Annotated in this window: 16 protein-coding genes; 11 read left to right on the top strand and 5 right to left on the bottom strand. The window is 69.5% G+C overall.

Going from position 1 to position 23,457, the window contains the following annotated elements; all coding sequences use genetic code 11:
- Positions 1-7: 7 nt before the first annotated feature.
- Positions 8-655, bottom strand: coding sequence for a TetR/AcrR family transcriptional regulator (locus tag G3I78_RS07565; RefSeq protein ID WP_343243669.1), 648 nt, complete (start codon positions 653-655; stop codon positions 8-10).
- A 149-nt stretch (positions 656-804) separates the two neighbouring features.
- Between G3I78_RS07565 and G3I78_RS07560 the strand changes: the two genes are divergently transcribed.
- The 6 genes from G3I78_RS07560 to G3I78_RS07535 all read left to right on the top strand — a co-directional run bounded on the left by G3I78_RS07560 (position 805) and on the right by G3I78_RS07535 (position 8,034).
- Positions 805-2,019, top strand: coding sequence for an acetyl-CoA C-acetyltransferase (locus G3I78_RS07560; RefSeq protein WP_164422009.1), 1,215 nt, complete (start codon positions 805-807; stop codon positions 2,017-2,019).
- 141 nt (positions 2,020-2,160) lie between these two features.
- Positions 2,161-3,651: a long-chain fatty acid--CoA ligase gene (locus G3I78_RS07555; RefSeq protein WP_164422008.1), complete on the top strand. Its 1,491-nt coding sequence runs from the start codon at positions 2,161-2,163 to the stop codon at positions 3,649-3,651.
- Positions 3,652-3,704: 53 nt separating this feature from the next.
- Positions 3,705-4,928, top strand: coding sequence for an acyl-CoA dehydrogenase family protein (locus G3I78_RS07550; protein ID WP_164422007.1), 1,224 nt, complete (start codon positions 3,705-3,707; stop codon positions 4,926-4,928).
- A gap of 28 nt (positions 4,929-4,956) precedes the next feature.
- Positions 4,957-5,721, top strand: a complete 765-nt coding sequence (gene fabG, locus G3I78_RS07545) for a 3-oxoacyl-ACP reductase FabG (RefSeq protein ID WP_164422006.1) — start codon at positions 4,957-4,959, stop codon at positions 5,719-5,721.
- Positions 5,722-5,749: 28 nt separating this feature from the next.
- A complete protein-coding gene (locus G3I78_RS07540; protein WP_164422005.1) occupies positions 5,750-6,940 on the top strand; it encodes an acyl-CoA dehydrogenase family protein in 1,191 nt (396 codons plus the stop codon).
- The gene (locus tag G3I78_RS07535) at positions 6,937-8,034 is read left to right on the top strand and encodes an acyl-CoA dehydrogenase family protein (protein WP_164422004.1); all 1,098 of its coding nucleotides are present in this window, start codon (positions 6,937-6,939) and stop codon (positions 8,032-8,034) included. The genes G3I78_RS07540 and G3I78_RS07535 overlap by 4 nt, the downstream gene beginning before the upstream one ends.
- A 51-nt stretch (positions 8,035-8,085) precedes the next feature.
- Here the strand turns inward: G3I78_RS07535 and G3I78_RS07530 are convergent, their stop codons facing one another.
- From G3I78_RS07530 to G3I78_RS07515, 4 genes are all read right to left on the bottom strand, one after another.
- Positions 8,086-8,811, bottom strand: a complete 726-nt coding sequence (locus tag G3I78_RS07530; protein WP_164422003.1) for an SDR family oxidoreductase — start codon at positions 8,809-8,811, stop codon at positions 8,086-8,088.
- Between the two features lie 589 nt (positions 8,812-9,400).
- Positions 9,401-10,222, bottom strand: a complete 822-nt coding sequence (locus G3I78_RS07525) for a carbohydrate ABC transporter permease (RefSeq protein WP_164422002.1) — start codon at positions 10,220-10,222, stop codon at positions 9,401-9,403.
- Positions 10,222-11,238 (bottom strand): sugar ABC transporter permease, encoded by a 1,017-nt coding sequence (locus G3I78_RS07520; RefSeq protein ID WP_164422001.1) that lies wholly within the window; start codon positions 11,236-11,238, stop codon positions 10,222-10,224. The genes G3I78_RS07525 and G3I78_RS07520 overlap by 1 nt, the downstream gene beginning before the upstream one ends.
- The gene (locus tag G3I78_RS07515; RefSeq protein ID WP_164422000.1) at positions 11,235-12,581 is read right to left on the bottom strand and encodes an extracellular solute-binding protein; all 1,347 of its coding nucleotides are present in this window, start codon (positions 12,579-12,581) and stop codon (positions 11,235-11,237) included. Before G3I78_RS07515 ends, G3I78_RS07520 begins: the two co-directional genes overlap by 4 nt.
- 565 nt (positions 12,582-13,146) lie before the next feature.
- Between G3I78_RS07515 and G3I78_RS53130 the strand changes: the two genes are divergently transcribed.
- The 5 genes from G3I78_RS53130 (at position 13,147) to G3I78_RS07490 (ending at position 23,408) form a co-directional block, all read left to right on the top strand.
- A complete protein-coding gene (locus G3I78_RS53130; protein WP_164421999.1) occupies positions 13,147-14,664 on the top strand; it encodes an alpha-L-arabinofuranosidase C-terminal domain-containing protein in 1,518 nt (505 codons plus the stop codon).
- A gap of 174 nt (positions 14,665-14,838) precedes the next feature.
- Entirely contained in the window at positions 14,839-16,368 is a 1,530-nt protein-coding gene (locus tag G3I78_RS07505; RefSeq protein ID WP_164421998.1) for a glycosyl hydrolase family 28 protein, read from the top strand.
- Positions 16,365-19,715, top strand: coding sequence for an alginate lyase family protein (locus tag G3I78_RS07500; RefSeq protein ID WP_164421997.1), 3,351 nt, complete (start codon positions 16,365-16,367; stop codon positions 19,713-19,715). The genes G3I78_RS07505 and G3I78_RS07500 overlap by 4 nt, the downstream gene beginning before the upstream one ends.
- A 92-nt stretch (positions 19,716-19,807) precedes the next feature.
- Positions 19,808-20,995 (top strand): alginate lyase family protein, encoded by a 1,188-nt coding sequence (locus tag G3I78_RS07495; RefSeq protein ID WP_239157696.1) that lies wholly within the window; start codon positions 19,808-19,810, stop codon positions 20,993-20,995.
- A 34-nt stretch (positions 20,996-21,029) separates the two neighbouring features.
- Positions 21,030-23,408: an alpha-L-arabinofuranosidase C-terminal domain-containing protein gene (locus G3I78_RS07490; protein ID WP_164421995.1), complete on the top strand. Its 2,379-nt coding sequence runs from the start codon at positions 21,030-21,032 to the stop codon at positions 23,406-23,408.
- Positions 23,409-23,457 lie beyond the last annotated feature (49 nt).

Here is a 23,457-nt window from a genome sequence, read left to right as displayed (position 1 = left end):
TCACGGGTCAGGAGCCGGCCGGCGGGTGCAGGGCGAGCGCGTTGAACCACAGCCGGTTCAGGTTCGTCACCAGGCTCTCGAAGGGGATGTCATGGCCGTAGACGTACACCAGGTAGGCCATGCGGCTCATCATCGCGGACAGGGCCAACGAGCTGATCTCGGCGTCCAGTTCGGAGTCGGCCCGACCCTGTTCCTGAAGCCTGCGGATGAGCCTGGTGTTCCGCTCGGCGAAGGCCATGCTGCGGCCGAGCCGAACCGAGCGGAACCTTTCGTCGATCTGTGACACCTGCTCCAGCACGGCCATCAGCCGGGCGTTGCGCCGGTACGTCTGGAGGTACTCGCGGTTGGCCAGGTCGATCAGAGTGCGCGGGTCGTCGACGTCCGAACGCTCCCGGACGTGCGGATGCAGCATCTCCTCCTGTACCTGCGCAACGACCGCCGTGAACACCTCTTCCTTGCTGTCGAAGTAGGTGTAGAAGGAGCCGGACGCGGTGCCGGCGGCCTTGGTGATGTCGCTGATCTTGGCGTCGAGGAAGCCGTCCCGCTCGAACACCTCGCGCGCCGCGACCAGCAGCGCGTTGCGGGTGCGGATGCCGCGCTGGGTGCGGGGGGCGGGTCGCCCGGGCGCGCTGTCGGTCGCCTCGTCGGCACTCACTGCTGTCCTCCCGTCGCTGACGAACGCCTCACCTTATTGAACCCGGCACCGAAATCAAGTTCAGATCACCCTGTCCCAAGAGTTGAATCCGACGTCAAGTTCAGTAATGTGGGACGCACGCCCAGATCTGTCGCGGAAGGACTCCACCGATGCCCGAAGCCGTCGTCGTCGCCACCGCCCGCTCGCCCATCGGCCGCGCCCGCAAGGGTTCCCTCGCGGCCCTGCGCCCCGACGACCTGACGGTGCAGATGGTCCGGGCAGCCCTGGCCGAGGTGCCGCAGCTCCATCCCCGGGAGATCGACGACCTGATGCTCGGCTGCGGCCAGCCCTCGGCGGAGTCGGGGCACAACATGGCCCGGGTGGTCGCCGTGCTCGCGGGCCTCGACCAGGTGCCCGGCGTCACGGTGAACCGCTACTGCTCGTCGAGCCTCCAGACCACCCGGATGGCGCTGCACGCGATCAAGGCGGGCGAGGCGGACGTCCTGATATCGGCGGGCGTCGAGACCGTGAGCCGCTACGACCAGGGTTTCGCCGATGTGCCCGGCACCGAGAACCCGGCGTTCGCCGAGGCCCGCCGACGCACGGACAAGGTGGCCGAGGGCGGACAGGACTGGGCGGACCCCCGGGAATTCGGCGAGCTGCCGGACATGTACCTCACCATGGGGCAGACCGCCGAGAACGTCGCCCGGTTCATGGGCGTGTCCCGGGCGGAGCAGGACGCGTTCGCCGTACGCAGCCAGAACCTCACCGAGCAGGCGATCGCCGCCGGCTTCTGGGAGCGCGACATCACACCGGTCGTCCTCCCCGACGGCACCGTGGTCAGGGCGGACGACGGCCCCCGTGCCGGGGTCACGCTGGACGCGGTGGCCCAGCTCCAGCCGGTGTTCCGGCCGGACGGCACGGTGACCGCCGGCAATTGCTGCCCGCTCAACGACGGCGCCGCGGCACTGGTGATCATGTCCGACGTCAGGGCGCGCGAGCTGGGCATCACCCCGCTGGCCCGCATCCTGGCCACCGGGGTCAGCGGCCTCTCGCCCGAGATTATGGGCCTGGGCCCGGTGGAAGCCTCGCGCCGGGCGCTCGCCCGCGCCGGCATGACGGTCGACGACGTCGACCTGGTCGAGATCAACGAGGCGTTCGCCGCCCAGGTCATCCCCTCCGCCCGGGAACTCGGCATCAGCGAGGACAAGCTGAACGTCAACGGCGGTGCCATCGCCGTGGGACACCCCTTCGGCATGACGGGCGCCCGGATCACCAGCACCCTGATCAACTCCCTGCGGTTCCACGACAGGCAGATCGGGCTGGAGACGATGTGCGTCGGCGGTGGCCAGGGGATGGCCATGGTGCTGGAGCGGCTGTCCTGAGCCGTATGCCCGGAGCCCGGAGCCCGTGAAACCGACGGCCGTACGGCCGGAGGTGCTCGAAGCCAGCGGTGAGGGAGAGCGAGCGCCCGCCGAACCCGGGTTCGTCCGCCTCGCGGCGAGCCTGTCCCCGAAGGAGGTCCCATGCCGAACGTCGCCGATGCCGTCTGGCGCCACGCAACCGAACGCCCGGCGGCGGTGGCACTCCGGGCGCGCGGCCGTACATGGTCCTTCGCCGACCTGCGCGAGCGTGCCGCGGCCTTCGCCGGGCTGCTGCGCGCGGAGGGAGTCAGACCGGGGCACCGGGTCGTCCTGGTCGCGCCCAGCGTGCCCGAGTTCGCCGTCGTCTCCACCGCCGTGCACGCCGTCGGAGCGGTCCTGGTCACCCTGAACACCATGGCGACCGCACCCGAGATCGGGTACGTGCTCGACGACTCGGGCGCCCGGCTGGCGCTCGCCTGGCACGAGACGGCGACCGCCGTCGAGAAGGCCGCCGCCGAGCGCGGACTGCCCCTCCTCGTGCTGCGGCCAGATCTGCCGGTGGGCGGTGGAGCGCCGCTGTCCGAGCCCGTCGGGCGCGGCGCCGACGACACGGCCCTGCTGCTCTACACCTCCGGAACCACCGGCCGTCCCAAGGGAGTCGAGATCACCGTCGACAACCTGGACTTCACCGCCGCGGCGTTCGCCGAGCAGCTGGCCCTGACGCCGGACGACCGGTTCGGCTCCGGCCTGCCGCTCTTTCACGTCTTCGGGCAGGCGGTCTGCCTCAACGGCGCCCTCCGCGTGGGCTGTTCCCTGTCGCTGCTCTCGCCGTTCGAACCGAACGCCATGCTGCGCATGGTCCGCGACGACCGGGTGACCGTTCTGGCGGGCGTACCGACGATGTGGAACGCGATGCTGCACGCCGACGACGACTTCGGCGCCGACGACTTCCCCGCCCTGCGGCTCGCGGGCTCGGGCGGAGCCTCGCTGCCGGGCGAGGTGATCCGCGAGTTCCAGGAGCGCTTCGGCTGCACCATCCTGGAGGGCTACGGCCTCACCGAGTCCACCGGCGCGGGCTCGTTCAACTCACCCGCGCTCGGGCCCCGTACGGGCTCCGTCGGACCGGCGCTGCCCGGCACCACCGTCGAGATCCGCGACCCGGCCGGCGAGATCCTGCCCACGGGCGAGGTCGGGGAGGTCCACCTCAGGGGCCCGCACGTCATGAAGGGCTACTGGAACCGGCCCGAGGCCACCGCCGCGGACCTGCCCGACGGCCGGCTGAGGACCGGGGACCTCGGCCGGCTCGACGAGGACGGCTTCCTCTACATCGTCGACCGCCTCAAGGACCTCGTCATCCGCGGCGGCTACAACGTCTACCCGCGCGAGGTCGAGGAGGTCCTCTACGGCCATCCCGACATCGTGGAGGCCGCCGTCATCGGCGTGCCCGATCCGCACTACGGCGAGGAGGTCGCCGCCGTGGTGACCCTGCGGCCCGGCGCCGCCCTCACCGCCGAGGAACTGCGCGGCTGGGCCAAGGAGCGGCTCTCCGCCTACAAGGTGCCTCATCTGGTGCGGTTCGTGGACGCCCTGCCCAAGGGGAGCACCGGAAAGATCCTCAAGCGCGCCCTCGACTGGGACACACTCCCGGACTGATCCCGGCCTCCCCTTCACACCTCTCGAACCCGAACCGACCGAGGAGCAGCCCCGTGTGGGAACTCACTGACAGGGCCAAGCGCTACCGCGAATACCTGCTCGCCTTCATGGACGAGCACGTCTACCCGGCCGAGCCGGTCTACTGGGCGCAGATGGCGGCCTCCGGCGATCCGCACCACTACCCGCCGATCGTCGAGGAGCTGAAGACCGAGGCGAAGAAGCGCGGCCTGTGGAACCTCTTCCACCCGCACCCGGAATGGGGCCCTGGGCTGACCAACCTGGAGTACGCGCCGCTCGCCGAGATCATGGGACGCAGCCTGCACATCGCCCCCGAGGCGACCAACTGCAACGCCCCCGACACCGGCAACATGGAGGTGCTGACCCTCTTCGGCACCGAGGAACACAAGGAGAGGTGGCTCAAGCCGCTCCTCGCCGGCGAGATCGCCTCCTCGTTCGCCATGACCGAACCCGCCGTGGCCAGCTCCGACGCCTCCAACATCGAACTGCGCATGGAGCGCGACGGCGACGAGTACGTCCTCAACGGCCGCAAGTGGTGGACGTCCAACGCCCTGCACAAGAACTGCCGGGTCCTCATCGTCATGGGCAAGACCGACCCCGACGCGCCCCGGCACCGGCAGCAGTCGATGATGGTCGTCCCGCTGGACACCCCCGGCATCACCGTCCTGCGCAGCCTTCCGCTCTTCGGCTACCAGGACCGTGAAGGCCACGGCGAGCTGCTCTTCGAGAACGTCCGGGTGCCCGCCACCGCGCTGCTCGCCGGCGAGGGCGACGGCTTCATGATCGGCCAGGCCCGGCTCGGTCCCGGGCGGATCCACCACTGCATGCGCTCCATCGGCGCGGCCGAACGCGCGCTCGACCTGATGATCGACCGTGCCCAGGCACGCGTCAGCTTCGGCGAGCCGCTCGCCAACCGGGCCAACATCCAGGACTGGATCGCCGAGGCCCGCGTCGAGATCGAGATGGCCCGCCTGCTGACCCTGAAGACCGCCTACCTGATGGACACCGTCGGCAACCGCCAGGCGCGCACCGAGATCGCCGCGATCAAGGTGGCCGTACCGCAGATGGCGCTGAAGGTGATCGACCGCGCCATCCAGGTGCACGGTGCGGGCGGCCTCAGCAACGACTTCCCGCTCGCCGACATGTACGCCCAGCAGCGCACCCTGCGCTTCGCCGACGGCCCCGACGAGGTGCACAAGCGGACCCTCGCGCACATGGAACTGCGCCGCCGCGACCCCCGGTGGGGCCGGACCGCCTGAGACGACGACCACGACGAGGGAGCACACCATGAGCACAGCCACAGCACACCGCGTCGCCGTCGTCACGGGCGGCGCCCGCGGCATCGGTGCCGCCACGGCCCGGCGACTGGCACGGGACGGCATGTCCGTCGCCGTCCTCGATCTGGAGGAGACGGCCTGCAAGCCGGTGGTCGACGAGATCGAGTCGACGGGTGCCCGGGCGCTGGCCGTGGGGGCGGACGTCGGCGACGAAGAGGCGGTACGGGGCGCGGTGGCCCGGATCGCCGCCGAACTCGGCCCGCCCACCGTCCTGGTGAACAACGCCGGCATCCTCCGCGACAACCTGCTGTTCAAGATGACGACGGGGGACTGGGACGCGGTGATGGACGTGCATCTGCGGGGCTCGTTCCTGATGAGCCGCGAGACCCAGAAGCACATGGTCGACGCCGGATGGGGCCGCATCGTCAGCCTGTCGAGTACCTCGGCACTGGGCAACCGGGGCCAGGCCAACTACTCGGCCGCCAAGGCCGGACTGCAGGGCCTCACCAAGACCCTGGCCATCGAACTCGGCCGCTACGGCGTGACCGTGAACGCCGTCGCCCCCGGTTTCGTCGAGACCGAGATGACCGCCGCGACGGCCGCCCGCATGGGCCTGTCCTTCGACCAGTTGCGGGAGGTGGTGGTCGCGACCATCCCGGTCGGACGCGGCGGCAGGCCGGAGGACATCGCGGCGACGGTGTCCTTCCTCGTCTCCGAGGAAGCCGGATTCATCTCCGGACAGGTGCTCTACGTCGCCGGCGGACCGACGGACTGAGCGCGAACAGCCAAGCGAGAAAGGCGAGATGATGGTCGACCTGGAGCTGGACGAGCTCACCCCACGCGTGTCGGACTTCCTGGCCGGGCACGATCCGCGCGCACTCGGCCGACGGGACTTCCTGCGGGCGCGGTTCGACGCCGGACTGGCGTGGGTGCACTTCCCCGAAGGGCTCGGCGGACTGGGACTGCCCCGAGAGTCGCAGACCCATGTGGACGCGCTGCTCGCCGAGGCGGGCGCGCCCGACAACGAACCCGAGCGCAACACCATCGGGCTCGGCATGGCCGCCCCGACGATCCTCCGCTTCGGCACCGACGAGCAGAAACACCGCTTCCTGCGCCCCCTGTTCACCGGCGAGGAGGTGTGGTGCCAGCTCTTCAGCGAGCCCGGCGCCGGCTCCGACCTGGCCGGGCTCGCGACCCGCGCGGTCCGCGAGGACGACACCTGGGTCGTCAACGGCCAGAAGGTGTGGACCTCCGGGGCCCAGACCTCGCAGTGGGCGATCCTCGTCGCCCGCACCGACCCCGAGGTGACCAAGCACGCTGGCCTGACCTACTTCCTGTGCAACATGAGCGACCCGGGCATCGAGGTACGGCCGCTGCGCCAGATCACCGGCGAGGCCGAGTTCAACGAGGTGTTCCTCACCGACGTCCGCATCCCCGACGCCCAGCGCCTCGGCGCCGAGGGCCAGGGCTGGCAGGTCGCCAACGCCACACTTATGAACGAGCGGGTGACCATCGGCGCCCTCCAACGACCCCGCGAGGGCGGCATGATCGGCGTCGTCGCGGGCACCTGGCGGCGCCGTCCCGAACTGCGCACCCCCGAACTCCACACCCGGCTGATCCGCTTGTGGGTGGAGGCCGAGGCCGCCCGGATCGCGGCGACCCGGCTGCGGCAGAAGCTGGCGGCCGGACAGCCCGGCCACGAGGGCTCGGCGATGAAACTCGGCTTCTCCAGCCTCGCCCAACGGTTGTCCGGCCTGGAGCTCGAACTGCTCGGGGCCGACGGCCTGCGCTACGCGGACTGGACGATGCGCGTCCCCGACCGCTCCGACTTCACCGGCCACGACGCCGGCTACCGCTATCTGCGGGCCAAGGGACTCTCGATCGAGGGCGGCACCTCCGAGGTGTTGCGCAACATCGTTGCCGAGCGGGTGCTGGGCCTGCCGGCGGAACCGCGCGTCGACAAGGACATCCCGTGGAAGGACCTGCCCCGATGAACGACGATCTCGACCTGCTCCACACCGATGTGGAGGAGTCCCTGCGGGACGCAGTACGCACCTTGATGGCACGTCGATGGAGCCCCGAGCGCGGTGTGGCCCGCTACGACGGCGACACCACCGACGAGGGCCTGTGGCCGGCCCTGTCCGGTGAACTCGGCCTGGCGGGGCTGCTGGTGCCGGAGGGGTTCGGCGGCGCCGGTGGCACCGCCCGCGAAGCGGCCGTCGTACTGGAGGAGTTGGGGCGCGCGGTCGCACCCGTGCCCTATCTGACCTGCGCGGTGGTGGCCGCGAGCGTGCTCGTGTCGGTGGGCGACAAGGAACTGGCCGGTGCGATTGCCGACGGCCGGGTGGCCGCTCTGACAGTTCCCCTCAGCGCCAAGCCCGGTGGTCCGCCTTCGCCGGTCACGGTGGCCGGGGACGGCCGTTTGAACGGCGAGGTCCGCGGAGTCGCCGGGGCGCTGGACGCGGAGGTGCTGATCGTCCCCGTTACCGGCGCGGCAGGGACGCAGCTGTGGGCGGTGGAGCGGAACGCCGTACGGGTCACCCCCGTGACGTCGCTGGACATGACCCGGCAGGTCGCGGACGTCGACCTCACCGGTGCGGGCGGCCGCCTGCTCGCCGAGGGCGACACAGCCGTACACGCGGTGGACGACGCCCTCGAACTCGGCGCTGCCCTCCTGGCCTCCGAGCAGGTGGGGCTGGCCCAATGGTGCCTGGACATCACCCTCGACTATGTGAAGACACGTCGTCAGTTCGGCCGGGTGGTCGGCGGGTTCCAGGCGCTCAAGCACCGGCTCGCCGATCTCTACACACAGGTCGAGACGGCCCGAGCGGTGGCCCGGTACGCGGCCGCGACCGCGGCCGTCGGTGATCCGGACCGTGCCGTCGCCGCGTCGGTCGCCCAGGTGTACTGCGCGGACATCGCGGTGCTGGCGGCCGAGGAGTGCGTCCAGTTGCATGGCGGCATCGCCATGACCTGGGAGCACCCCGCGCACCTCTACCTCAAGCGGGCCAAGGCGAACCAGCTGGCCTTCGGCACACCCGGGGACCATCTCATCAGGCTCGCCCCGCTCATCGACCTGCCGGCTTGAGACCCGGTCCGCCGACCGGGGCCATTCCGCCGTGACCGTCTGGCATTGCGCCTACCACAGGCCGCTTTTCCCGTTGGCGCGCAGCACCTGGCCGTTCATGAAAGCCGATGCCTCGGAAGCGAGGAACAGCACGGTTCCCGCGACGTCGTAGGGGAGGGAGTTCTCTCCTCGCGGAGGAGCTCCCTCGGTGTCGCTTCGTCGGCTGGGGACGACGGCGTTGGCACGGATGCCGTGCGGGCCGAGTTCGGCGGCCAGGGCTCGGACGAGGGGTGCCACGGCCGCCTTGGAGGCGCCGTAGTACGTCAGGTCCTCCGTGTCCGCGTCGGTGGTGTCCGAGGCCGTGGTCACTATGCAGCCCGATTTCTGTTCGACCATGGGACGGGCGGCTTCCCGGGCACAGTGCAGGACACCTTTGAAGTTGACGTCCAGCAACCTCTCCACGTCGGCGTCGCAGGTTTCCAGGATGGGGGCCGCGTGGTCGACCTCGTCCAGCGCGGCCAGCACGTCGAGGCGACCGTAGGCGCTCACCGTTCCGTCGACCGCGGCGGCTACCGCTGCGCGGTCGGTCACATCGAGAGCGAGGGACCGTGCGGTGCCGCCCAGCGCGGCTATGAGGGAAGCGGTCCGGCGTGCGGAGGGTTCGTCCTTGTCCGCACAGGCCACCGAAGCTCCGGCAGCGGCGAAGGCGAGCGCGGTGGCGCGGCCGATACTGCTTCCGGCACCAGTGACGAGGACGACACGGCCGGAGAGGTCGTAGAGGTGGGGGGATGTACTCATGTATGGCTCTCTAATTGTTCGTCTTCACCCTTCAAGGCAAGGCGGGGTGTTTGCCGAGAAGGGGCTCTGTGCGTAGGGGGGGGCGGGCAGCCGCAATCGACGGACAGCTGCGTCACGCAGTCACCGGATGCCCGAGAGATGATCTCTCTTTGGGGAAATATGATCACAGGTACGGCATATGGCGAGATGGTCTCCGCGTGAAGTTCTTGTAGGGGATATGTTGATATGTCAACTCGGTCAGGTCACCCGAAGGGGCACCGAATTCCTTGGTCGAGGTGATCGATGGTTTGCTCGTCGGCGGAGCCACCTTGGCTGTTCTCTCCAGAGTCGTGGTCGGGGAGGAACAGAGCCCGACGCGGGTCGCTTCGCGCATCGGGTCCGGCATCGGATTTCTCGGCGGCTCTCGGTCTGTCTGCGTCCCCGGAAGGAGTCGCGGCCGTGGCGACTCCACGCGGCCCCTTCGGGGAAGTGGCGGGCGACGGTTCGGCTCGCACGAGGAGGACTCCAGGAACCGAATGCCCTGGGCAGGGCGCTGTTGCGGGGAGGGCGTGGAGATCACCCGGAAGTCGCGGTGGTCCGAGGAGCCCAGTCACTTGAGGCCGGACGTCGCGCCGCTCGTGACGAATCCGCGTTGCAGGATCAGGAAGAGCACCAGCACGGGCACGATGTACATCACGGAGCCCGCCGCGACCAGGTGGTAGAGGCCGGTGCCGTGTTCGTTGACATAGCCCGTGGCGATCTTGACGGCGAGCGTGGTGCGGTCGTCGTCGAGGAGCAGCGCGGGCGCGATGTAGTCGCCCCAGCTCCAACTGAAGGACAGGATCAGGCTGGTGGCGATGACCGGCCAGGACTGCGGCAGGAAGATTCGCCAGAAGATGCGGATCTGCCCGCAGCCGTCGATGATCGCGGCCTCCTCCAGTTCCTTGGGCATGTTCGTGAAGAACTGCCGGAAGAGGAAGATCAGGTAGGGCGCCCCGCAGAGGCCCCACAACACCCACGGGATGTAGGTGTTGACCAGGTCCGCCTTCGCGAACAGCAGATAGGTCGGGATCAGGGTGATGATCTGCGGGGTCATCATCGTCGACAGCACCAGGCCGAACACGATCCGCTTGCCGGGCGCCTGGAGGCGTGCGAAGCCGTAGCCGGCCCAGGCCGAGGCCAGGGTGATCAGGCTGGAGTAGATGCCCGCGATCACCAGGGAGTTGCGTGCGTAACCGAGGTAGTCGAAGAGGGTCAGGGCCTGGCGGAAGTTGTCGGCGGACGGGTGGTGCGGCCACCAGTGGATCGGTACCGCGCGCAGTTCGGACTGCGCCTTGAATGCGGTGATCAGCAGCCAGCCGAAGGGGCTCAGGAAGAGCATCAGGGCCGCGATCAGCAGCATGTAGACGACCTTGCGTCGGGCCAGCACCATCACTTGCCCCCGATCGTGCGGGACTTGGGCTGCGCCTGCTCCGGTTCCACCGAGTAGAAGACCATGCCCTTGCTCAGCCGGAAGACGAGGAAGGTGACGGCCATGATGAACGCGAACAGCACCCACAGCAGGGCGGAGGCGTAGCCGTAGCGGCCGTTGGCGAAGTACTGCGAGAAGACGTCGATCATGATCAGGTAGTTGCTCTCGGGTACGGCCCCGACGCCCTTGGGGGTGGGGTCGAGCGAGATGAGGAGCGGGACGAAGGTCTGGAGCGTGGCGATGAGCTGGGTGACGACCTGGAAGAACAGCACGGGGGAGAGGAGCGGCAGGATGACCCGGGAGAAGGACTGCCACTGACTCGCCCCGTCCACCCGTGCCGCGTCGAGCAGTTCGCGGGGGATGTCCTGGAGCCCCGCCAACGAGATGATCATGACGTTTCCGCAGCCCCAGACTGTCAGCATGATCAGTACGTAGCGTGCGTAAGGATCCGCCAGCCAGGCGACGCCGTTGATGCCGAGCAGGTCCAGCACGCCGTTGGCCGAGCCGGAGTCCCGGTCGAAGATCAGCTTGAAGGTGAGGGCGGCGCCGACCGGCGGGACCACCGCGGGCAGATAGAGCAGGGTGCGGAACACCCCGCGGCCGCGGATCGGCTGGTTGAGCAGCACCGCGAGGATCAGCCCCGCGATGATCGTGAGCGGTACGGTGATCACGGCGAACAGGCCTGTGCGGGCCAGGGAGTCGAGGGTGTCCGGATCGCTGAAGACCTCCCGGTAGTTGGCGAGGCCCACGAAGCGGGCGTTCGGCGACAGCCCGTCGGAATTGGTGAAGCTCAGCCACAGCGCGTAGCCCAGCGGGAAGACCGTCAGGGCCAGGAAGCCCAGCAGCCAAGGACCGGCGAAGAGATAGAAGGTCCCGGCCCGGCGAGTGCGCGACCGGCGGCCGCCGGGGCGGACGGCCCCTGCCCGCAGCGGGGCATGCGCTTGCGCATCAGGTTCAGTGAGCTGGTCGGTACTCACCCCACCAACTCCTTGCCCCGCGCCAGCTGTTCGTTCATCCGCGAGTTCAGCGTGTCGGCGATCCTGCCCGCCTTGGCACCGGACTTGACCGCGTCGGGCACCACCTTGCTCAGTACGGCGTTCAGGGCGTCCGTCTGCGCGTACGGACTGACCGGCAGCACCGAGAAGTACGGCAGCTCCTTCTCCTGGACCGCGTAGGCCTGCTTCTGGAGTGCGGTCTTCACCGGCAGCTTCGCGCGCAGCGAGTTGAGGGACGGCATGCCCCAGCCATAGTCCGCGCGGTCCTTGGCCGGCTGCCCGGCGAAGTACCACTCGAAGAGCTTCCAGGCGGCCTCCTTGTTCTTGGCGTCCTTGGGCATCCAGAACCCGGTGCCGCCGAAACAGGGGCTGACCCGATGACTGCCCAGCTGCGGGGCGGGCGCGAACCGGGAGACCGCGGACAGCTTCGCGTCGCCCGCGATGATGCCGCCGAACCAGTGGCCGTTGCAGCTCATCGCCATCCGGCCGGCCTGGTAGGTCGGACCGTCCCAGCCGTCCGGGTTGGGGTTGACCAGGTTGGGGCCGATGTCGGCCTTCGTGTAGTCGAGGTACCACTGAAGAGCCCTGAGCGCCTCGGGCGAGGAGAAGTCCACGGTGGCCATGCCGTCGCCGAACAGGCTTCCGCCGGCCGACGCGGTCATCCACATCAGCTGGGAGAGGGCCCCCATACCGGTGGCGTTGAGGCCGTACACCTTCACCTTGCCGAGCCGGCGCTTCGTCAGCCGCTCACCGAGGTCCAGCCACTCGTCGCAGGACAACGGCTCGGTCTCGCTGGGGAGTTCGAGGCCGGCCTCATCGAACAGGTCGGCGCGGTACCAGAACATGGAGTCCTGGGAGTAGTCCCGGGCGAGGCCGTACCGGGGGCCCGAGCCCTGCTTCTCGCCGTCGTAGCGCCACACGTCGTCGGCCGCGGCGAGGTCGGACGCCTTGAGCACCGTGCTCTTGGCGAGGTACGGATCCAGGTCGGTCATCAGACCGCGTGCGGCGAAGTAGGGGGCGTCGGTCGCGCCGATGCCACGGACGACGTCGGGCGGGTTCTTGCTCGCCAGCATCGCGTTGAGCTTGGTGACGTCGTACGTCATGACCCGCAGGGTCACGTCCAGCGTCTTCTCGATGCTCTTCTTGGTCTTCGCGTCCCACTCGTCCGCCTGTGTCATGACGGTGAGCGTCCTGCCGCTCGTGCCTCCGCTCCCGGAGTCGACGGAGGCGGCACAGCCGGACAGGGCGGTGGTGCTGAGGGCGGCGCCCGCGGAGGCGGTGAGGAATCCGCGCCGGTCGAGTGAGCCTCTGGCTGAATCGGGCATGGCGATGAAGCCTTTCAGGAGAACAGGCGAGGGGAGCGGCAGAGGAGAGGGGATGAAGCGCTGGTGCGCACTCGGCTGCCAGGGTTCTCCCGCAGCGCTTCACCGCACGCCTCGCCCACCGCAGGGTGCCGTCGGCACACAGGGGTGGATGTCGAGGGATGAGGGACCGGTCGTACGGCTGTGGCGTCGCGCCCCGCGAACGCCTGCAGCAGAACCGGTTGGAGAAAACTTCGGCGAACGCTAAGGCGGACCCGAGCGCGGTGTCAAGAGGTCGGAACATCCCCGTAACGACCGGGTCGTACCGCCTGCCGAGCCCGCCGGGAACAAGCTTGCCGCAACACTCTTGACGCATCCGGTGTCGCGGTGGCACCGTTTTTGTACCGCTACAAGAAACCGGTTGTTAAACCTGGGTGACGCCTCGAACCAGACGCGCCGATCAGAGACCGGCCAGGGGAGTGCCCTACCTCCCCACGCAGGAACGCGCCGCATCCCCACGCGCACCCCGCATCACCCCAGCGCCCCATCGCGTCACCCCCGACCATTCCACCTGCGCAGGAGTACGTCCGTGCCCAACGCCACCGCGGTCATCAACCTCGACATCGAGGGCCCGACGATCAGCCGGCATCTCTACGGCCACTTCGCCGAGCATCTCGGCCGCTGTATCTACGGCGGGTTCTGGGTCGGCGAGGACTCGCCGGTCCCCAACGAGGGAGGCATCCGCCTCGACGTCGTCGAAGCCCTGCGTGCCCTGGACATCCCCAACCTGCGCTGGCCCGGCGGCTGTTTCGCCGACGAGTACCACTGGAAGGACGGCATCGGCCCGCGCGAGCAGCGGCCCCGCATGGTCAACACCCACTGGGGAGACGTCGAGGAGAACAACCACTTCGGCACCCACGAGTTCATGGCCCTGTGCGAACTCCTCGGCACCGAGCCCTACATCAGCGGCAACGTCGGCTCCGGCACCGTCCAGGAGATGAGCGAGTGGGTCGAGTACCTCACCCGCGACGGCGACAGCCCGATGGTGCGGCTGCGCAAGGCCAACGGGCGCGAGGCACCCTGGCGCGTGAAGTACTGGGGCATCGGCAACGAGACCTGGGGCTGCGGCGGCAACATGCGCGCCGAGTACTCCGCGGACCTTGCCCGCCAGTACGCCACGTACTGCCGTGACCACGGCGACAACAAGCTCTACCGCATCGCCTCCGGTGCCTCGGACGCCGATTACAAGTGGACCGAGACGCTGATGCAACAGATCAGCTGCTTCGGCTGCGAGGCCACCCCGAAGAACTTCTTCCAGGGCCTGTCCGTGCACTACTACACGATCGCAGGACCCTGGGAGGCGAAGGGCAGCGCCACCGTCTTCGGCACCGACGACTACTACCGGACGATGGTCCAGGCCCGAAGGATCGACCGCATCCTCGCCGGACACTCCACGGTCATGGACCTCTACGACCCCGCTCGCACGGTCGGTCTGGTGCTGGACGAGTGGGGCACCTGGTGGGACGTCGAGCCGGGGACCAACCCCGGGTTCCTGTTCCAGCAGAACACCCTGCGGGACGCCCTCGTCGCCTCCACCCACTTCGACATCTTCCACAAGCACGCGGCGCGGCTGCACATGGCCAACATCGCCCAGACCGTCAACGTTCTCCAGGCGATGGTCCTGACGGACGGGGACGCGCTGGTCCTGACCCCGACCTACCACGTGTTCGAGATGAACAAGGGCCACCAGGACGCCACTTCACTCACCGTCCACCTGAACACCGACGACGCCCGACGCACGGTCGGAGACACCGAGCTGGAAACACTGTCCGTCTCCGCCAGTGTCAAGGACGGACAGGTCCTCGTCTCGCTGTCCAACCTGGACGCCGAGGAACCGGCCGAGGTGACGCTCGACCTGCGCGGTCGCGGTATCGGCACCGCCGGCGCCCGCATCCTGACGGCGGACCGGCTCCAGGACCACAACACCCCGGAAGCTCCCGCGGCGGTCGCCCCGCGCCCCTTCGACGACATCAAGGTCACCGAACGCGGTCTGAGCCTGACGCTGCCGCCGCACTCCTTCCTCACGCTTCGGGCCCCGCTGGACTGACCGGGCCGACACGGCCCCCTGCCATGAGTCCGCGCCGTGCCGGTGTCTCTCAGCGGAGCGGATCGCCGTCACTGCGGCTGCGCCCCCAGCCCAGGCGCGGGCGACCCTGTCGGCTCGCCGACTTCGCGGACATCACACCTCACCTCCCTTCGTCGCACCCGCAAGGAGTCACCCATGTCCTCGCCCCTGTCTCGCCGCACCGCGCTCCAGGCCGCCGGTGCCACGGCTCTCGCCGCCGGACTCACCAACCTGACGGCCACGTCGGCGTGGGCCGACGAGGCGGCCGCGACCCCCGCCCCCCAGCTCGTCACCTACCCGGTGCCGACCGGCGTGGGGACCAACACGACCAGCTTCAAGGTGCGGGTGCGCACCGCGCCCGACGGCGAGTGGCAGACCCTCGACGTCTACGCGATGGGCGCCAAGGAGATCAACCCCACCACCGGCTCCGGCAAGGTCTGGGGCTCGTCGATGGCCTACTTCGACTTCCGGGGCACCGTCGAGATCGAGGTGACCTACGTCAAGGGCGGCACCACCAAGGCCCGGGTGCGTCCGGACTCGTACGGCATCACGCCCGAACTCCTCGGCGACACCCTGCGGTTCACGCTCGACCGGCCGAAGGACGTCGTCGTCCAGATCAACGACGAGATCTTCGACTGCCTGCACCTCCTCACCAACCGCGTCGAACACCACGCGCCGGCCGCGGACGACCCGGACGTCATCTACTTCGGCCCCGGCCTGCACTCGATCCCCGGCGACATCCTCTACGTCCCCAGCGGCAAGACCGTCTACCTGGCGGGCGGCGCCGTCGTCATCGGACAGATCAACTTCAACCAGGCTGAGAAGTCCTGTCTCCGGGGCCGCGGCGTGCTGGTGCCGAGACGCACCGTCGGTGGCGTCCAGCTCCAGCAGAGCAAGAAGATCCGGGTTGAGGACGTCATCCTGCTCGGCAACGGCCTCGGCTGCTGGGAGGCCGACGGCGGCCTGGTGAAGAAGGTCCGCGTCTTCACCTGGGGACAGTGGGGCGACGGCCTCCCCCTCTACAGCTCCAAGAACATCACCTACGACGGCTGCTTCGTCCGCAGCTCCGACGACAGCCACTCCATCTACGCCCACCGCGGCGAGTGGTACGGCGACACCCGCAACATCACCATCAAGAACGCCACCCTGTGGGCGGACGTCGCGCACCCGATCAACGTCGGCACGCACGGGAACAGTGACGACCCGGAGGTGATCGAGAACCTGGTCATCAAGAACGTCGACATCCTCGACCACCGCGAGCCCCAGATGAACTATCAGGGCTGCATCGCCCTCAAAGCCGGCGACTCCAACCTGATCAAGAACGTCCGCATCGAGGACGTCCGGGTGGAGGACTTCCGCTGGGGCCAGCTCCTGTGTTTCCGGGTCATGTACAACACGAAGTACAACACCTCGGTCGGCCGCGGCGTCGAGGACGTCTACATCAAGAACCTCAGCTACACGGGCACCCACGCCGAGCCCTCGCTCTTCCTCGGCTACGACGCCGAGCACGCCATCAAGAACGTCACCTTCGAGAACCTCGTGGTCAACGGCGTGGTCATCGCCGACACCATGCGCAAGCCCACCTGGTACTACACCACCGACACCGTGCAGTGGTACGCCAACGAGCACGTGATCAACATGAAGTTCCTGACCACCGCCGAGGCCGAGGCGGCCGCCACGTCATGACCGCCTCCCCGCCGAGCCGCCGGGGTTTCCTCGGCGGCACGGCGGCCCTGCTCCTGGTGGCGGGTGCGAGCGGTCTGCTCGCGCCCGGCACGGCCCGGGCCGCCGACCGCTACAGCATCAGGGCCTTCACCCACCCGGGCCTCCTGCACACCGCGGACGACCTCGCGCGTATGAAGTCCGCCGTCGTGGCGAAGCAGTCCCCGGTCTACGACGGGTACCTCGCCCTTGCCGCGCACCCCCGCTCGAAGTCGACGTACACGGTCCAGAACCTCGGCCAGATCACCTCCTGGGGCCGCGCCCCCAGCAACTTCATGAACCAGGCCGTCGCTGACTCGTGCGCCGCCTACCAGAACGCCCTGATGTGGGCCGTGACCGGTGAGCGCGCCAACGCCGACAAGGCCCGCGACCTCCTCAACGCCTGGTCCGCCTCCCTGACCGTGATCACGGGTGCCGACGGCCCCCTCGGCGCGGGCTTGCAGGCCTTCAAGTTCGTCAACGCGGCCGAACTGCTCCGCCACACCGGCTACGACGGCTGGACGGCCGCCGACATCGCCCGCTGCGAGCGGTCCTTCCTGGACGTCTGGTATCCCGCGGTCTCCGGCTACATGCTCTACGCCAACGGCAACTGGGATCTGACGGCCCTTCAGACCATCCTGGCCATAGGGGTGTTCTGCGAGGAGCCCACGCTCTTCGAGGACGCCCTGCGCTATGCGGCGGCCGGCGCGGGCAACGGCTCGATCGCCCACCGGATCGTCACCGGCGCCGGCCAGGGTCAGGAGGCCGGCCGCGACCAGGGCCACGAGCAGTTGGCGGTCGGGCTGACCGGGGACATCGCGCAGGTCGCCTGGAACCAGGGCGTCGACCTGTGGGGCTACGACAGCAACCGCGTCCTGGCCAACTTCGAGTACGCGGCCCGCTACAACCTCGGGGGCGACGTCCCCTTCACGCCCGACCTCGACCGCACCGGCAAGTACATCAAGACGACCGTCTCCGCGGTCAGCCGCGGCAACCTCCCACCGGTCCACGAGATGGCCTACGCCCACTACGCCGGAGTGCGCGGCCTCGACACCCCGTACACCAAGGCGGCCGTCTTCCGGGGCTCGGGCGGCGCTCGCACAGTGGAGGGCGCCAACGACGACCTGCCCGGCTGGGGCACCCTCGCCTACGCGGGCGCCACAGCATCGGCGCCCAGCGTGCCGACGGCTCCGGCGGGCGTCACGGCGACCGGTGACCGGACGGCCATCACGGTGAGCTGGCTGCCGTCCACCTGGGCCACCGGCTACATCGTCCACCGCGCGGAGAGACCCGGCGGCCCGTACGAGGAGATCGCGACCCGGGTCCAGGGACCGACGTACACCGACACCGACGTACGCCCCGGCCGGATCTACCACTACACCATCACTTCCACCAACTCCCTCGGAAGCAGCGGTCGTTCAGCGGTCCTCTCGGTGGCCGCCGGTCTCCCGGAACCCTGGTCGACCCAGGACATCGGGGATGTGAAGAGCCCCGGATCGGCAGGCTTCGACGGCGAGCGGTTCGTGCTGGAGGCATCGGGAACCGCCGACACGTACCGCCATGCGCACCTGCCGTTGCGCGGCGACGGCAGCGTCACCGCTCGGATCGTGTGGCCGCTGAGCTCCCAGTACTCCAAGATCGGCGTCGGTCTTCGGGCCTCCCTCGACGAGGACGCCGCCCATGCCTCGATGCTGATCCAGGGCCTGCCGCTGCACACCTGGAGCGGTGTGTGGACCGTACGGCCGTCGGCAGGCGCCTCCGTGTCCGCGACCGGCAGCACTCCCGTCCCGTCCTCGCAGCAGACGGCGATCACCACGGGCGCGGGCTTCCCGATCTCGAACCTCGGAGCCCTCCCGGAGTCGGCGACGCCGCTCCGGGCCCCGTACGTCGAGGGCGCGGGCGACGGTTACCGACTGCGGAAGCCGTACTGGGTACGGGTGACCCGCAAGGGCCGCCGGTGCACCGGGGCCATCTCACCGGACGGCATCCGCTGGACCGAAGTCGGCTCCACCGAGGTCGAGTTGGGGCACACGGCCTACGCGGGCCTGCTCCTCACCTCCTGCCTCGGCGTGGACGAGGGGTACGCCGAGACGGGCACGGGTGCGTTCGACAACGTCCGCGTGACGTCGGCGTACGGCCCGGCCTGGTCGGAGCAGAAGCCGACCCGCGTCGTCGGCGACCTGACAGCGGTCTCGGGCGCCGACGCCATCGAGCTGGCCTGGACCGACCCCGACCTCTCCGCCCGCTACAAGGTCCTGCGCGCCACCGACGCGGACGGCCCCTACGCCACCGTCGCGACCGGTGTCGGCCCGGTCGGGTCCGGCACCCGCATCCGGTACGCGGACGCCACCGGCACCCCCGGGACGACGTACCACTACGCCGTCGCGAAGACGAACACCTCCGGACGCGGCCCGCTCTCGGAGTCCGCCGCCGCCACGATGCCAACCCCGGCGGCACCCCAACTCGCCTCCGCCACCGCGGCGTTCACGAACCAGGGCGTCCCGTTCAAGCACCTCCTCCGGGCCTCGCACGAGCCGACCCGCTTCACCGCCGAGGGTCTGGCGGACGGCCTCCGCCTCGACAGCCGCACCGGCCTGGTCCACGGAACCGCCGACGAGACCGGAGAGTTCACCGTGACCACCACCGCGGGCAACGCGACGGGCACAGGCAGCGGAACCCTCACCCTCACCGTGGGCACGCCGCCACCCGCCCCCTGGGCGTACGGCGACCTCGGTGACGCGGTCCTCGACGATCGGTCCTTCGGGACCCTGGGCGTGGTCGCGATCCGCACCCCCGGCAGCACGTCGTACGAGGACGGGACGTTCACCGCGCGCGGCGCGGGTGTCGATCTGTCCGTCAACAACCAGGCCATGACAGGGCAGTTCGTACGGCAGCCCGTCACCGGGGACTGCGAGCTCACCGCCCGGCTGGTCTCCCGTACCGGCGCCGGTGCCGATCAGGTCGGCCTGCTCATGGCCAAGTCCCTGTCGCCCTTCGACCAGGCCGTCGGGGTAATCGTCACCGGCGGGACGACCGCGCAGCTCATGCTGCGCAGGACCGTCGCCGGAAGGTCCCTCTTCACGGGCAGCGCCACGGTCACCACCCCCACCATGCTGCGGCTGAAGCGTACGGGGACCGCCTTCGCCGCCTACGTCTCCACCGATGACGGCGTCACCTGGACCGACCTCGCCTCGGGCGAGCTGCCCGGCTTCGGCGACGCCCCCTACTACGTGGGCCTGGTGGTCTGCTCCCGCACCCCCCTGGCCCTCGCCACCACACAGTTCGATCAAGTCAGCGTCATCCCCGATCAGAGCCGTTCGGACCCCACTTGATTGGAGAAGCACCTCCGATGAGCCGCAACGAACTTCCCCCCACCTCTGGCCAGACCCCCTCCCGCCGCGTAGGCCCGAGCCGACGAGGCGTGCTGCGTGCCGCCGGCGGGCTGGCCGTCGTCGGCGCGCTCGGGGCCGTCGGCACCGGGTCGGCCGGTGCCGCGCCGACGGTGTGGAACCACCCCGGTGGGATCCACCACCCGGGCGACATCAACCGCGCCCGGGTCAAGGTGGCCGCGTTCGCCGACCCGTGGTACTCGACCTGGCAGGTGCTGACCGCCAACGCCCACTCCGCGTCCACCTGGACGGCCAACCCGCAGACCACCGCCTACCGGGGCGCCGGGACCAACAACAACTACACCTACCTGTACAACGACATCGCCGCCGCCTACCAGAACACCCTGCGCTGGCTGATCACCGGCGACACCGCCCACGCGGACTGCGCGGCGGCCATCTGCAACGCCTGGTCGAGCACCCTGACCGCGATCGACGGGCCCACGGACGCGTGTCTGCTCGCCGGTCTCCAGGGCTGGCAGTTCGCGAATGTCGGCGAACTCCTGCGCGACTACCCGGCTTTCGACCTCCCGGCGTTCCAGCAGATGATGCTCAACGTCTTCTACCCGTGGAACAACGGGTTCCTCACGTACCACAACAACACCTGCATCACCCACTACTGGGCCAACTGGGACCTGTGCAACCTCGCCTCCCTCATGGCCATCGCCATCCTCTGCGAGGACGCCGACAAGTTCGACGCGGCCGTCACCTACTACCAGAGCGGCGCGGGCAACGGCGCCGTCGGCCACGCCGTCCCGTTCCTCCACACCGACGACGACGGCTACGCGCTGGGCCAGTGGCAGGAGGCCGGCCGCGACCAGTCCCACAGCGTCATGGGGATCGGCCAGATGGGCGCGGTCTGCGAGATGGCCTGGAACCAGGGCGTCGACCTGTACGGCTACGACGACAACCGGTTCTTCAAGGGAGCCCAGTACGTCGCCAAGTACAACGTCGGCCTGGACGTGCCGTTCACCACCTACAGCTGGGGCAGCGGCCACAACTGCGCGTACAACGAGCAGACCGTGATCAACGACTACGGCCGCGGCACGATCCGTCCGATCTGGGCGATGCTCCACTACCACTACAACCGGATCAAGGGCCTGGACGACAAGTACATCGCCGCCATGTGCGATCTCGTCGGCATCGAGGGCGGCGGCGGAGACTACGGCGCCAACTCCGGCGGCTTCGACCAGCTCGGCTTCGGCACCCTCATGTACCCCAAGTAGCCACCCCACCGCGACACAAGGAACGAGAACAACCATGAGCGGAACCCGCCGCCCCGCCGAGACGGTCATCGAAGTGGACACCAGCGCCCCCGGCACCCCCATATCGCCCGACCTGTTCGGCGTGTTCTTCGAGGACCTCAACTACGCGGCGGACGGCGGGCTCTACGCCGAACTCGTGCAGAACAGGTCCTTCGAGTACAGCTCCGCCGATCATGCCGACTGGCACTCCCTCACCGCGTGGGAGCGGCAGTCAGGATCGCTTGCGGTCTCCACCGACGACCCGCTGCACCCGGCCAACCCGCACTACGCGGTCCTCACCGACGGCACCCTGCGCAACGAGGGCTTCGACGGCATCCCGGTCGCGGCCGGGGCGTCGTACGACCTCGGTCTCCACGCGCGAGGGGAAGGCCGACTGACCGCGCGCATCGAGAGCGCGGACGGACAACGAGTCTACGGAGAAGCGGAATTGGGGCTCCGCACGCCTCGCGCCGACACCTGGACGCAGTACCGGGCCGTCATCACCAGCGGTGCCGAGGACCCCGACGCCCGCCTCGCCCTCACCGCGACCGGCACCGTCCACCTCGACCTGATCTCGCTCTTCCCGCAGCACACCTTCCGGGGCCGACCCGGCGGTCTGCGCGCCGACCTCGCCCAGGCCATCGCCGACCTCAGGCCCAAGTTCGTCCGCTTTCCCGGTGGTTGTCTCGCTCACGGGCAGGGGCTCGGCAACATGTACCGCTGGTCCGAGACGATCGGGCCGCTGCACGAGCGCCGGCAGCAGTTCAACATCTGGCATTACCACCAGTCGATGGGGCTCGGCTACTTCGAGTACTTCCAGTTCTGCGAGGACATCGGCGCCAAGCCGCTGCCCGTCGTCCCGGCCGCCGTCTGCTGCCAGAACAGCGCGGGAACGGGCCAAGTGGGCCTCCCCGAGGAGGAGATGGACGCGTACATCGCCGAGGTGCTGGCCCTGGTCGAGTGGGCGAACGGCCCCGCCGACTCCCGGTGGGGCGCCCTGCGTGTCGCCGCCGGTCACCCCGAGCCCTTCGGCCTTGAATACCTGGGTGTCGGCAACGAGGACACCATCACCGACACCTTCCGCGACCGCTTCTCCCGTATCCACGACGCCCTGCGCGAGCACCACCCCGAGATCACCGTCGTCGGCACCCTCGGCCCGGCCACCTTCGGCGAGGACTGGGAGAAGGGCTGGGCGTTCGCCCGCGAGCGCGGCGTCCCGGTAGTCGACGAGCACGCCTACAAGTCGCCCGCCTGGATGCTGGAGAACACCCGCCGCTTCGACACGATGGACCGCGGGGGCCCGCACCTGTACATCGGCGAGTACGGCAGCTGGCGCAACGACGGGCGCAGCGCGATCGCGGAGGCGGCCTACATGATCGCCATGGAGCGCAACGGCGATGTCGTCCGGCTCGCCTCCTACGCCCCGCTGCTCGCCAAGCAGGGCCACACCCAATGGCTGCCCGACCTGATCTACTTCGACAACACCCACGTCTGGCCCACCCTCAACTACCACGTCCAGCAGATGCATTCGCTGAACTCGGGCGACACCGCCCTGCCCGTCACCGTCACCGACGCGCCCGAGGCTCCGCCGACGACCCCGGACAACCGCCGGTTCACCGTCCACCTCGGCACCGGCGCCGACACCCGCGCCGAGTTCGCCGACGTGGCCCTCGGCCCGCTGGGCGCCGAGCCCGAACCGGCCCCGGACTTCGGTGCCTGGCATGCCGGGTCCGGCAGTTGGGAGTCCGCGGGAGAGGGCCGTATCCGCCAGACCGAGGTGGGCGGCACCTGCGCCGGGCTGCTGCTCGCGGACGCGGCGCCGGGACCGTCGTACACCTTCTCCGTGCGGGCCAGGAAGACGGACGGTGCCGAGGGGTTTGTGCTGGGCTTCGCCGGGACCTCGCCCGGGAACCGGTGCCAGTGGACGCTCGGCGGCTGGGAGAACCAGTCGACCTGGTTGCAGCGTGTGGACGACGACGTACCGGACGACCTCAGCGAGCGTCTGCCCGAGGGGGTCGAGACCGGGCGTTGGTACGACCTGCGGATCGACGTGGATGGCCGGCGCATCCGGTGTTATCGCGACGGTGAGCTGGTCCACGACGTCGAGGACATCCGGCCGCGGCCCGAGCTCCTCGCCGTGTCGGCCGTCCGGGACAGCGCCTCCGGAGACACGATCGTCAAGATCGCGAACGCCACGGCCGATCCCGTCCCGGTGCGGGTCCTGCTCGCCGGTTCGGAGGGTGCCGACTGGTGCGAGCGCACCACTCTCGCCGTGCCGCCGGACGCGGACAGCGGATTCGGACCCGCTCCCGCCGTTCCCGCCGACGACCGGCCGACCGGACCGGTCCATGAGGTGCCGGCCCACTCCTTCACCGTCCTGCGGACCCGCCGGTGAGGCGGGACATAGCATCGGGTGATTCCGAGAGTGCGGACCAGGGGCGAGT

It is taken from the genome of Streptomyces sp. SID13726 (genome assembly GCF_010548375.1).
Classification (GTDB): domain Bacteria; phylum Actinomycetota; class Actinomycetes; order Streptomycetales; family Streptomycetaceae; genus Streptomyces.
The sequence above is the reverse complement of the archived record's forward strand: the minus strand, read 5'-3'. Positions and strand labels throughout refer to the sequence as shown.